The organism is Spirillospora sp. NPDC029432 (assembly GCF_040703975.1).
GTDB lineage: Bacteria > Actinomycetota > Actinomycetes > Streptosporangiales > Streptosporangiaceae > Spirillospora.
In genome coordinates, this window is sequence record NZ_JBEZWH010000062.1 from 1 (window position 1) to 12146 (window position 12146).

Here is a 12146-nt window from a genome sequence, read left to right on the forward strand (position 1 = left end):
GGCCGGACGCCGCCGCGACCGCCGCCCGCCGGCTGGGCTGGCTCGACCTGCCCGCGCGCTCGCGCCCGCTGCCCGGCCGGCTGGCCGAGCTGGCGGGCGAGGCGCGCGGCGCGGGGCTCGACCGGGTCGTGCTGGCCGGCGCGGGCGGGTCCGCGCTCGCCGCCGAGGCGGTCACCCGTACCGCGGGGGTGGAGCTGACCGTCCTGGACGGCTCCGACCCGCACCAGGCCAGGGCGGCGCTGGAGGACGAGCGGCTGGCCCGCACGCTCGTCGTGGTGTCCAGCCTGAGCGGGACCTCGATCGAGACCGACGCGCACCGCCGGATCTTCGAGGAGGCGTTCCGCCGGGCCGGGATCACCGGCGCCGAGCTGGCCGGCCGGTTCATCGCCGTCACCGCGCCGGGGTCGCCGCTGGAGGCGCTCGCGCGCGACGCCGGGTACCGGCTGGTGCTCGCCGACGCCGACACCGGCGGCCGGTACGCCGCGCTGGGCGCGCCCGGCCTGGTGCCGAGCGCGCTGGCGGGCGCGGACGTGGCGCGGCTGCTGGAGGAGGCGGCGGCGCTGGCGCCGGCGCTCCGCCAGCCCTACGACAATCCCGCGCTCGCGCTGGGCGCCGCGCTGGGCGCCGCGGCGCTGGCCGGCCGCGACAAGCTGGTGATCGCCGATCACAGCTCGGGGCTGGCGGGCTTCGCCGGCTGGGCCGAGCACCTGGTCGCCGAGTCGACCGGCAAGGGCGGCAAGGGCCTGCTGCCGGTCGTGGTCGAGAGCGTGGACGCGCCGGGCTTCACCGCGGCCCCCGGCCACTGCCGGGTGCTGCTGGGCAGCCGGGCCGACGCGCCGGGGCCGGGCCGGGAGGCCGGGCTGGTCGTCGCGGGGCCGCTGGGCGCGCAGTTCCTGCTGTGGGAGTACGCGGTCGCCGTGGCGGGCCGGGTCATCGGCGTCAACCCGTTCGACGAGCCGGACGTGCGGGCCTCGCGGGACGACACCGCCGGGCTGCTGCGGTCGGAGGACGGCGCGGGGCCGACGGTGGTCAACCGGCCGCCGGCGCTGGTGTCGGACGCCGTGGAGGTGCACGACCCGGGCGGGCTGCTGAAGGGCGCCCGGGACCTGGCGGGGGCGCTGGAGGCGCTGCTGGGCGCGGTCCCCGACCGCGGCTACCTGGCGGTGACGGCGTTCCTGGACCGCTGGGGCGACCCGGACGCGGCGGGGATGCGTTCGCTGCTGGCCGACCGGGGCGCCGCGGTCCGCAAGAATCCGGTCCCGGTCACGTTCGGGTGGGCGCCGCGCTGCCTGCACGCCGCCGGCCAGTTCCACAAGGGCGGCCCGCGCGGCGGGGTGTTCCTGCAGATCACCGGCGAGGTCGCCGGCGATCTCCCGGTGCCGGGCCGGCCGTACACGCTCGGCGAGCTGCAGCGCGCGCAGGCGTACGGCGACATGCGGACGCTGCGCTCGATCGGCCGCCCGGTCGTGCGGCTGCATCTGCGCGACCGCGTCGACGGCCTCGCCCAGCTGACCAAGGCGCTCACCTCCTGAGACGTCCCGTGAACGGCGCGCGGCGGGGCGGAATCGGCGCGCGGTATCTCACGTTGCGGAACCAGAAGATCGCGGAGAAGGTCGCGGACGCCCGTTCAATCCTGGAACGATAGGGAGCCGGGGAGGAAGCCAGGAGGGACGGGTGTCCGGATTCGACGTACTGACGCGCGGCGACGTGCTCGACTCGGCGCTGCAGGCGCGCGACTACCTGGTGAGCTGCGGCGTGCCGGGCGCGCTGGCCGCCAAGGACCCGCGGCTGTGGGGGCGGCGGACGGTCGACCACAGCCGGCTGGGCTGGCTCGACCTGCCCTACGCCTCCCGCGGCCTGCTCGACCAGATCGAGGGGCTGATCGGGGAGGTCCGCTACTCCGGCCTCGACCACATCGTGCTGATCGGGCTGGGCGCGGAGAGCATGGCCGCCGAGGCGATCATGGCGGCGCAGCCGGCCGGGTCCGCGGCCGGTGAGCTGACCGTCCTCGACGGCGGCGACACCGCCGCGCTGGGCCGGGCGCTGCACCGGCTCGACCGCACGCTGGTGGTGCTGTCCAGCAAGTCCGGCGTGTCGCTGGAGGGCGACGCGTACCGGCGGATCTTCTCCGACGCGTTCCGCCGGCACGGGCTGTCCGAGCGGGAGATCTCCGGGCGGTTCCTGGTCATCACCGACCACGGCAGCCCGCTGCACGACTTCGCGCGGCAGAGCGGGTTCCGGATCGGCCTCACCGACCCGTACCTGCCCGGCCACTACAGCGCGCTGTCGGCGTACGGGCTGGTGCCCTCGGTGCTGGCGGGCGCCGACGCGCTCGGGCTGCTGGAGGAGGCGGCGACGCTGGCGCCGTCGCTGGGCAAGGACGACGACAACCCCGGGCTGCTGCTGGGGGCGATCCTCGGCGGCTGCGCGCAGCAGGGCGAGGGCGGCGTCGCCCGCGACAAGCTGGTGCTGCGCGAGCCGGGCGGGTCCGGCGCGCTGCCGGCGTGGATCTCGCACCTGCTGTCGGTCGGCACGGGCAAGCGCGGCCGCGGCGTGCTGGTGTTCGATCCGCCGGGGATGCCCGAGTCCGGGCTCGGCGACGCGCACGAGATCGCGATCAACCCGCGGGACGCGCAGAACGAGGCCGACACCTCGCTGTGGGCGCCGCTGGGCGCGCAGTTCCTGCTCTGGGAGTACGCGGCCGCGGTGACCGGCTGGCTGCTGGGCGTCAACCCGTTCGAGCCGGGGAGCACGGTGGTGCAGGAGGCCGAGGACGACGCCGCGACGCTGCTGCGGACGGCCGCCGGCGGTCCGCTGCCCGGCGATCCGCCCGTCCTGGTCGACGGCGACATCGAGGTGCACACCGACCTGGGGTGGCCGTCCGGCGCCGGAATGGGCGGCCGGGACGTGCCCGGGGCGCTGGACGTGCTGCTGGGCTCGGTCCCCGACGACGGCTACCTGTCGATCGTGACGTACCTGTCGGGCGACTTCTCCGGCCGCTACCTGGCGCCCGCGCTGGCCCGCCGCCGCGGCCGCCCGGTGTCGTACGGGCCGGGCCCGGGGCATCTGCACGCCACCGGAGCGGTGCACAAGGACGGGCCGGGCAGCGGCGCGTTCCTGATCGTCACCGGGGAGCCGCCGGCGGGCGACGCGTTCGCCGACCTGCCGGTGCCGGGCCGCCCGTACACGCTGGGCCAGGTGCGGCTGGCGCGGGCGATGGCCGAGGTCCGCGCGCTGCGCCGGCGCGGCCTGCCGGTCGTCCGGCTGCACCTGCGCGACCCGGTGGCGGGCGCGGGCCGGCTCACCGAGGCGGTACGGACGGCGGCGCGGGCGTGACGACCTACACGGCGGTCGTCTCCGGAAAGGCGTCCATCACGGCCCGCGGCCCGATCCGTGAGGCCGCCGAGCGCATGCTGGGCCGGCTGTGGATCGACCAGATCCCGGTCCGGCTGGCGTCGGAGGATCCGGCGCTGTTCCCGTCGGCCGCGCGGGCCGGGCAGGACGGCCGGCAGCTGTGCTGGCCCGGCCAGCCGGGCCCGTCCCGGGCGCTGCTGGACCGGATCGCCGAGCTGCGCGCCGCGGCGGAGGCCGACGGGCTGACCGAGGTGGCGCTGCTGGGCCGCGGCGCCCCGGCCCGCGCCGCCGAGCTGGTCTTCCGGCATTTCGCCGCGCTGCACGCGGAGGCGGAGGCCGAGGCGGCGGCCGGGCGGGCCGCGCCTTCCGAGGACGGGGACGCGGACGCGGGCGGCGGCGAGGGCGGCGCGGACGGCACCGGCACGGATGAGGTCGGCGCGGACGGGATCGACGCGGACGGGACCGGCACAGATGGGACCGGCGCGGACGGCACCGGCGCGGACGGGATCGAGGTCCCGCCGGGCGCCGCCGCGGCCGTGGGGGCGTTCGAGACCGCGTCCTGGCCAGCCGGGCCGCCGCGCGGGCCGGGCGGCATGTCGCTGACCGTGCTGGACGGCCTCGAGCCGGGCCCGCTGCTGCGGGTGGCCGGCGACCGGGAGCGGCTGCGCCGGACGCTGGTCGTCGTGGCGGGCAACGACCAGGCCACCGACACGCTGCGGCGGGTCTTCGTCCAGCTGTTCCAGGATCTGGACCTCGCCCCGGAGGAGATCGCGCGGCGGTTCGTCGTGGTGACCGCCCCGGGCGGCGTGCCGGCCAAGAAGGCCGCCGACGCCGGGCACCCGCTGATCGAGGCGCCCGAGCCGACCGCGTTCGGCGCGCTGTCGCCGTACGCGCTGGTCCCGGCCGGGCTGGCGGGCGCCGACGTGGCGGCGCTGCTGGACGGCGCGGCGCGGGTGCTGCCCTCGCTGACCCGCCCGGAGAACAACCCCGGCCTGGTGCTGGGCGCCATCCTGGGCGGCGCGGTCCGCTCGGGCCGGGAGACGATGGTGCTCGGCGGCTATCCGGCGGACCTCGCCGGGTCCGCGGACTCGGCCGCGCCCGGTACGGCCGACTGGATCGCGCCGCTGCTGGCGGAGGCGACCGGCGGTCGGCTGCTGCCGGTGGTGCAGCACGGCGGGCTGCCGGTGGTCCCCGACGACGACCTGTTCCTGGTGACGCTGGAGGGGCGGCCGCGGCAGGACGACGCGACCGTGTCCGGTCCGCTGGCCGCGCAGCTCGTCCTGTGGGAGTACGCCGCCGCCGTGGCCGCGCACCTGCTGGACATCGACCCGCTGCGGGCGCCCGAGCGCGACCCCGCCGAGGCCGCGCCGGACCCGGTGATGTTCGCCGAGGGGGATCCCGGGCAGGCCGTGGAGGTGCACACCGCCGACCCGGCGTTCGCCGCGGCGGCGGACCTGGCCGGGCTGCTGGACGCGGTGGTCCGGCGGGCCGCCTCGGACGGGCACCTGGCGATCGTCGCCCATCTGGACCCCGACCCCGAGCGCGGGCAGGGCGCGCAGGTCAGGCGGCTGGCCGCGGTGCTGGCCGCGCGCTGCGCCCGGCCCGTGACGATCAGCTGGGGCCACCGTTACCCGGCGATCGGGAATGATCACCGGGAGAAGGGCGTATACCTGGTGGTGACCGGGAACGTCGTCCACGACGTACCGGTTCCGGGCCGGCACCAGCGGCTCGGCCCGCTGCAGGTGGCGCGCGCCCTCGGCGAGGCCCGCGCCGCGGCGCGCGGCGGCCGGCCGGTGGTCCGGCTGCACCTGCGGGATCGATGGGCGGGTCTGGCCCGGCTGCTGGAGTCCGCCCGGGGAGGGCGGTGAGGTGGTGGGCTCGCCGGCACGGGTTCCCGGCCCGGCACCCCCGCGAGGCGGCCGGATGACACATCACATACGTATGACTTGTCGCATAGGGACGACTTGCATAGGGACGCCAGCGTGGGCAGGAAGGCTCCACGGCATGGTGCTAGAAGAGGGGGCCGTCACGTGACCAAGACACCCAATCCGCTCCGGGATCCCCGGGACAAGCGGCTTCCGAGGGTGGCGGGCCCGTGCGTGCTGGTGCTTTTCGGGGTGACCGGAGACCTGTCGCGCAAGAAGCTGCTGCCGGCCATCTACGACCTGGCCAACCGCGGGCTGCTGCCGCCGGGCTTCTCGCTGGTGGGCTTCGCCCGCCGCGACTGGGACCACCAGGACTTCCGGCAGATCGCGTACGAGTCGGTCAAGCAGCACGCGCGGACGCCGTTCCGCGAGGACGTCTGGACGCATCTCTCGGAGGGCATGCACTTCGTGCCCGGCGAGTTCCACGACCCCGGGGCGTTCGACGCGCTCGCGATGGCGGTCAAGGAGCTGGACGAGAGCCGCGGGACGGGCGGCAACTACGCGTTCTACCTGTCGATCCCGCCCAAGTTCTTCCCGCAGGTGGTGGAGCAGCTGCAGCGCAGCGGGCTGGCCGAGCACGGCGAGGGCTCCTGGCGCCGGGTGGTGGTGGAGAAGCCGTTCGGCCACGACCTGGCGAGCGCCAAGGACCTGAACGACACCGTGCACCGCGTCTTCCCCGAGGAGTCGATCTTCCGGATCGACCACTACCTCGGCAAGGAGACCGTGCAGAACATCCTGGCGCTGCGGTTCGCCAACACGATGTTCGAGCCGATCTGGAACCGGTCGTACGTCGACCACGTGCAGATCACGATGGCCGAGGACATCGGCATCGGCGGCCGCGCCGGCTACTACGACGGCATCGGCGCCGCCCGCGACGTCATCCAGAACCACCTGCTCCAGCTGCTGGCCCTGACGGCGATGGAGGAGCCGACGTCGTTCAGCGCGGAGGCCGTCCGCGCCGAGAAGGCCAAGATCCTGTCGTCGGTGCGGGTGCCGGGCGAGCTGGACCGGGCCACCGCGCGCGGCCAGTACTCGGCGGGCTGGCAGGGCGGCGTGAACGTCAGGGGCTACCTGGAGGAGGAGGGCATCCCGGAGAGCTCCCGGACCGAGACGTACGCCGCGGTCAAGCTGGAGATCGACAACCGGCGCTGGGCCGGGGTGCCGTTCTACCTGCGCACCGGCAAGCGGCTCAGCCGGCGGGTGACCGAGGTGGCGCTGGTGTTCCAGCAGGCGCCGCACCTGCCGTTCTCGCAGACCGACACCGAGGAGCTGGGCGAGAACGCGCTGGTCATGCGGGTCCAGCCGGACGAGGGCATCACGGTCCGGTTCGGTTCCAAGGTGCCCGGCACCTCGATGGAGATCCGCGACGTCAACATGGACTTCGCCTACGGCGAGTCGTTCACCGAGTCCTCCCCCGAGGCGTACGAGCGGCTCCTGCTGGACGTGCTGATCGGCGACCCGCCGCTGTTCCCCCGCCAGGAGGAGGTCGAGCTGTCCTGGAAGATCCTCGACCCGATCGAGGAGCACTGGGCGGCGCAGGGCACGGTCGACCAGTACAAGTCCGGCGGGTACGGCCCCGACAGCGCCGACGAGCTGATGGCCCGCGACGGCCGCGCATGGAGGCGACTCTAAGTTGAACATCGATCTCACCAACACCAGCACCCGCCGGATCCAGGACGCGCTGACCCAGGCCCGGCACCTGATGGGCGGCCCGGCCGTCGGCATGGTGCTGACCCTGATCATCGTGACCGACGAGTCGGCGCAGTACGACGCCGTCCGGGCGGCGACGGAGGCGGCCCGCGAGCACCCCTGCCGGGTGCTGACGGTGATCTCCCGGGACTCGCGGGGCAACTCGTCCCGGCTGGACGCCGAGATCAGGATGGGCGAGACCGGGCCCGGCGAGACCGTGCTGCTGCGGATGTACGGGCCGCTGGCGCTGCACGCCGACTCGGTGGTGGTGCCGCTGCTGATGCCCGACACGCCGGTGGTGACGTGGTGGCCGGGCGGCAAGGTGCCGCCGGCGCCGAGCGAGGACCCGCTGGGGCGGCTGGCGCAGCGGCGGGTCACCGACTCGTACGCGGCGCGCGACCGGCTGGGCACGCTGGCGCGGCTGGCCAACGCGTACAAGCCGGGCGACACCGACTTCACCTGGACGCGGCTGACCTCGTGGCGGGCGCTGCTGGCGGCCGCGCTCGACCAGGACCACGACGAGATCGTGTCCGGCGAGGTCGCGGCCGAGGCCGACAGCCCGAGCGCCGAGCTGCTGGCCGCGTGGCTGGCGGTGCGGCTCGGGGTGCCGGTGTCGCGGGTGGTGTCCGAGGGGCCGGGGATCACCGGCGTGCGGCTGACCACGGTCGCCGGCGACATCGGCGTCTCCCGGCCGGACGGCCGGGTGGCGACGCTGTCGCGGCCGGAGCAGCCGGACCGGCAGGTGTCGCTGATGCGGCGGCCGCTGCCGGAGCTGCTGGCCGAGGAGCTGCGCCGGCTGGACCCGGACGAGGTGTACCACGACGCGGCGGCGCGCTTCGCCAAGGACCTGGCCTCGGTCGTCGAGCGGCCCGGCCACCCGGACGCGGTGTCGGCGCCCGAGGCGGCGGAGGCCGGCCCGGCGGCCGCCGAGGCGCGCGCCGAGGGCGAGCGGAAGTGACGCCGCCGTCCGTCCTGGTCCACCGCGACCAGGAGCTGCTGGCCAAGGCCGCGGCGGCGCGGCTGGTCACCCGGGTGGTGGACGTGCAGGCGGCGCGCGGCGCCGCGTCGATCGTCCTCACCGGCGGCGGGGTGGGCACGGCCGTGCTCGCCGAGCTGGCCGCCAACGGAGCGCGCGACGCGATCGACTGGTCGCGGCTGGACATCTGGTGGGGCGACGAGCGGTTCCTGCCGTCCGGCGACCCCGAGCGCAACGAGACGGGCGCGCGCGAGGCGCTGCTCGACCACGTGGGCGCCGACCCGGCGCGGGTGCACCCGATGCCGTCCACCGATGGTCCGGACGGCGCCGATCCGGAGGCGGCGGCGGCCCGCTACGCGGCCGAGCTGCGCGCGGCGGCCCGTCCCGAGGACCACGGGCCGGTGCCGTCGTTCGACATCCTGATGCTCGGCATGGGGCCGGACGCGCACGTGGCGTCGCTGTTCCCGGAGATGCCGGCGCTGTACGACGAGCGCCCGGTGGTGGCGGTGCGGGGCGCGCCCAAGCCCCCGCCGACCCGGATCTCGCTGACGCTGCCGTCGATCCAGGCCGCGCAGGAGGTCTGGGTGCTGGCGGCGGGCGAGGGCAAGGCCGGCGCGGTCCGGATGGGGCTGTCGGGCGCCGGCCCGGTTCAGGTCCCGGTCGCGGGCGCGCGCGGGCGGCTCCGGACGCTGTTCCTCCTGGACCGGGCGGCGGCCGGGCGGCTGCCTCCCGGCATCCAGCGCATCGCCTCGCCCTGACCGATCCGACGCTCGCCCCCGCCCGCCCGGCATAGTCTGGCGGGCGGGGGAAGGCCCTTCCGCGGGGCGAGACTCCGAGCGTTGAGGAGGTCCGAAGTGCTCATGGGCCGGGCGATCACGTCAGGCAGGGTCGGAGCGAAGGGGATCGCGGCGAGGCGGGCCAGGGCCGTCGCGGCGGCGGGCTGCGCGGTCGCCGTGGTGGCCGCCGGGTGCTCGTCCGGCGGTGGCGGATCGGGCGGGGACGGCTCCCCCGCCGGAAAGGTGGCCGTCACCCCGGCGAACGGCGCCCGCGAGGTGGCCCCCGACCAGCCGGTGACGGTGAAGGCGGACGGCGGGAAGCTGACGAGCGTCACGGTCGCGGACGCCAAGGGCCGCAAGGCCGAGGGCGCGCTGGCGGAGAACGGCGCGTCCTGGCGGACGACCTGGGGCCTGCGGCCGGCGACGACGTACACCGTCACCGCCAAGGGTGAGGCGGACGGCGGCAAGCCGATGACGTCGACGTCCACGTTCACCACGCTCACCCCGAAGCAGAAGCTGGAGAGCGGCATGTCGCCGCTGGAGGGCGAGAAGGTCGGCGTGGGGATGCCGATCCAGCTGCTGCTGAGCAGGCCGGTGACGACCAAGGAGGGCAAGGCCGCGGTCGAGCGCTCGCTGCAGGTCAGGATGTCCACGCCGGTCGAGGGCGCCTGGTACTGGATCAGCGACAAGGAGGTCGACTTCCGGCCCCGCGAGTACTGGCCCGCCGGGCAGAAGGTCCAGGTCGTCGCGCATCTCGCCGGCGTGAGGGCGGGCGAGGGCCTGTACGGCATGAAGGACCGCACGCTGAACTTCACGGTCGGCCCGAAGCACGTCACCCGGATCGACGCCAAGAAGTACCGGGCGACCGTGACCGACGGCGACAGGACCGTGCGGACGATGAAGGTCAGCCTCGGCAAGCCCGGCGACGACAGCTACTCCGGCTCGATGATCGCGCAGGAGAAGCAGGCGAAGATGGTCATGGACTCGGCCACCACGGGGAACCCGGGCGAGTACCGGACGCCGACCAAGTGGAACGTCCGGATGACCTACAGCGGCACGTTCATCCACTCGGCGCCCTGGTCGACCGGCTCGCAGGGCAGCGCGAACGTCAGCCACGGCTGCGTGAACGCCTCCCCCGGCGACGCCAAGTGGTTCTACGACTTCACCAACCGCGGCGACGTCATCGAGGTCCGCGGGACGACGCGGAAGCTGGAGTTCGGGAACGGCCCGACGCCGTGGGCCAAGTCGTGGGAGGACTGGGTCGCCGGGAGCGCCCTCGGCAAGCCCGTTCAGGGCCTGCCCCTTGGCTGACGTACCGACCAAAGTCGGTGGCGGCACCGACCTGCGGCCGGTGCCGGGCGGGCCGGGGCTGGATAGCGTTGGCACCGTGAGGCTCCGCAGGCTCTTCCTGGTGCGCGAGGCGAGCATCGCGGTGCTGGCCGCGGCGCTCGGCCTGCTCGTCCTGGAGGGCGCCCGGCAGACCTACCCCGACCCGGGCGAGGCCCACCTCGTCCGGGACCTGGTGATCGGCGCGATCGCGTGCACGGTGCTGGTGGCCTTCCGGCGGCGCTGGCCGGTGCGGATCTGCCTGGTCCTGACGGCCGCCGGCCTGTTCGCCTCCTCGGCCTGGGGCGCGACCGCGATGGCGGTGTTCACCGTGGCGGTCAACCGCGGCTGGCGGGCCACGGCGGCGGTGACCGCGCTCAACCTGTCGATCATCACGGTCACGTTCCTGGTGGTGCCCTCGCTCAGCAGGCAGGAGCGGATCGAGTCGATGATCGTGTTCCCGCTCGGGTACGCGGTCCTGATCAGCACCGGGCTGCTGATCCGGTCCCGGCGGCAGCTGATCGAGTCGCTGGAGGAGCGCGCCCGGCAGGCCGAGGAGGGCCAGCGGCTGCGCGTGGAGGAGGCCCGCCACCTGGAGCGCGAGCGGATCGCCCGGGAGATGCACGACGTGCTGGCGCACCGGATCTCGCTGCTGGCGGTGCACGCCGGGGCGCTGGAGTTCCACGCCGACGCGCCCGCCGACCAGCGCGAGGCGGCGGGGGTGATCCGCCGCAGCGCGTACGAGGCGATGGAGGATCTGCGCGAGGTCCTCGGCCTCCTGCGCGGGCCGCCGCCGGGGCCCGGCGAGCCGGGTGGCGAGGGCACGGAGGGCACGGAGGGCGCCGAGCGGCCGCAGCCGACGCTCGCCGACGTCCCGTCGCTCGTCCAGGAGTCCCGGCGGACCGGGGCCCATGTCACGCTGGACGACCGCGTGCCCGAGCCCGGCGCGGTCCCGTCCCGGATCGGGCGGCACGCGTACCGGATCGTCCAGGAGGGTCTCACGAACGCGCGCAAGCACGCGCCGGGCGCCCGCGTCCATGTCGCGATCGGGCCCGCCGAGGGCGGCGGCCTGGACATCGAGATCACCAACCCGCTGCCGCCGGGCCCGGCCCGCGCGCTGGATCTGCCCGGCGCGGGCGCGGGACTCCTGGGCCTGCGCGAGCGGGTGGACATCCTCGGCGGCACGCTGGACCACGGCCGCACCGGCGACGGCCGCTTCCGCCTCCATGCCCGTCTCCCGCCACCGCCCGACCCCGCCGACGCCCCCTGACCACCGTGTCCGGCGGCGGGCGATCGAGGAGCGGCCGGCCCGCACCCGCGAGCGCCCGACCCGGCCGTCTCGCCGCCGCGCCGGTCGGCGCTGCGCGCGCCCGCGCACGGGCGGTGACCGGCTCTCAGTAGGGTGGCCGGATGGACTCCCCCATCCGGGTGCTGATCGTGGACGACGACGCGCTGGTGCGCGCCGGGCTGTCGATGATGCTGGCCGCCGCCGACGACCTGGCGGTGGTGGCCGACGTCGCCGACGGGACCGAGGTGCTGCCCGCGGTGAACGAGCACCGCCCCGACGTGGTGCTGATGGACATCCGGATGCCGCGGCTGGACGGGCTGGCGGCCACCGAGCGGCTGCGCGCGCGCCGCGAGCCGCCCGAGATCATCATCCTGACCACGTTCGACACCGACGACCACATCCTGCGCGCGATGCGGGCCGGGGCCAGCGGCTTCCTGCTCAAGCACACCCCGCCGCCGGAGATCATCCGGGCGATCCGGCAGGTCGCGGCGGGCGAGCCGATGATCTCGCCGGAGGTGCTGCGGCGGATGATGACCTACGTCGCGGGCACCGGAGTGGACCCGCGCCGGGAGCGCGCCCGCGCGCTGCTGGACCGGCTGAGCGACGGCGAGCGGGCGGTGGCGACGCTGGTGGGGCGGGGCCGTACCAACAGCGAGATCGGCAGGGAGCTGTCGCTGAGCGTGGCGACGGTGAAGGCGTACGTGTCGCGGATGCTGACCAAGCTGGAGCTCAACAACCGGGTCCAGATCGCGCTGCTCGTGCACGACGCGAGCGGCGGCGAGGACGCGGCCGCCGGCGCCTGATCCGTTCGG

The 12146-nt window shown here is 75.6% G+C and carries 9 protein-coding genes; all 9 read left to right on the plus strand.

What is annotated here, in order from left to right; all coding sequences use genetic code 11:
- A partial coding sequence (locus AB0881_RS32980; protein WP_366623321.1) for a glucose-6-phosphate isomerase occupies positions 1-1532 on the plus strand: 1532 nt, incomplete at its 5' end.
- A gap of 142 nt (positions 1533-1674) precedes the next feature.
- Positions 1675-3336, plus strand: coding sequence for a phosphoheptose isomerase (locus tag AB0881_RS32985; RefSeq protein ID WP_366623323.1), 1662 nt, complete (start codon positions 1675-1677; stop codon positions 3334-3336).
- Entirely contained in the window at positions 3333-5222 is a 1890-nt protein-coding gene (locus AB0881_RS32990; RefSeq protein ID WP_366623324.1) for a glucose-6-phosphate isomerase, read from the plus strand. The genes AB0881_RS32985 and AB0881_RS32990 overlap by 4 nt, the downstream gene beginning before the upstream one ends.
- 162 nt (positions 5223-5384) lie before the next feature.
- Positions 5385-6911 (plus strand): glucose-6-phosphate dehydrogenase, encoded by a 1527-nt coding sequence (zwf, locus tag AB0881_RS32995; protein WP_366623326.1) that lies wholly within the window; start codon positions 5385-5387, stop codon positions 6909-6911.
- A 1-nt stretch (position 6912) separates the two neighbouring features.
- Positions 6913-7926: a glucose-6-phosphate dehydrogenase assembly protein OpcA gene (locus tag AB0881_RS33000; RefSeq protein WP_366623328.1), complete on the plus strand. Its 1014-nt coding sequence runs from the start codon at positions 6913-6915 to the stop codon at positions 7924-7926.
- Positions 7923-8702 (plus strand): 6-phosphogluconolactonase, encoded by a 780-nt coding sequence (pgl, locus tag AB0881_RS33005; RefSeq protein WP_366623330.1) that lies wholly within the window; start codon positions 7923-7925, stop codon positions 8700-8702. The genes AB0881_RS33000 and pgl overlap by 4 nt, the downstream gene beginning before the upstream one ends.
- Before the next feature lie 81 nt (positions 8703-8783).
- Positions 8784-10031: an Ig-like domain-containing protein gene (locus tag AB0881_RS33010; RefSeq protein WP_366623332.1), complete on the plus strand. Its 1248-nt coding sequence runs from the start codon at positions 8784-8786 to the stop codon at positions 10029-10031.
- Positions 10032-10107: 76 nt separating this feature from the next.
- Positions 10108-11316 carry a histidine kinase gene (locus AB0881_RS33015; RefSeq protein WP_366623334.1) on the plus strand — a complete coding sequence of 403 codons (1209 nt, stop codon included), beginning with the start codon at positions 10108-10110 and terminating at the stop codon, positions 11314-11316.
- Between the two features lie 140 nt (positions 11317-11456).
- On the plus strand, positions 11457-12137 hold the full coding sequence (locus AB0881_RS33020; RefSeq protein WP_366623336.1) for a response regulator transcription factor: 681 nt from the start codon (positions 11457-11459) through the stop codon (positions 12135-12137).
- Positions 12138-12146: the final 9 nt, after the last annotated feature.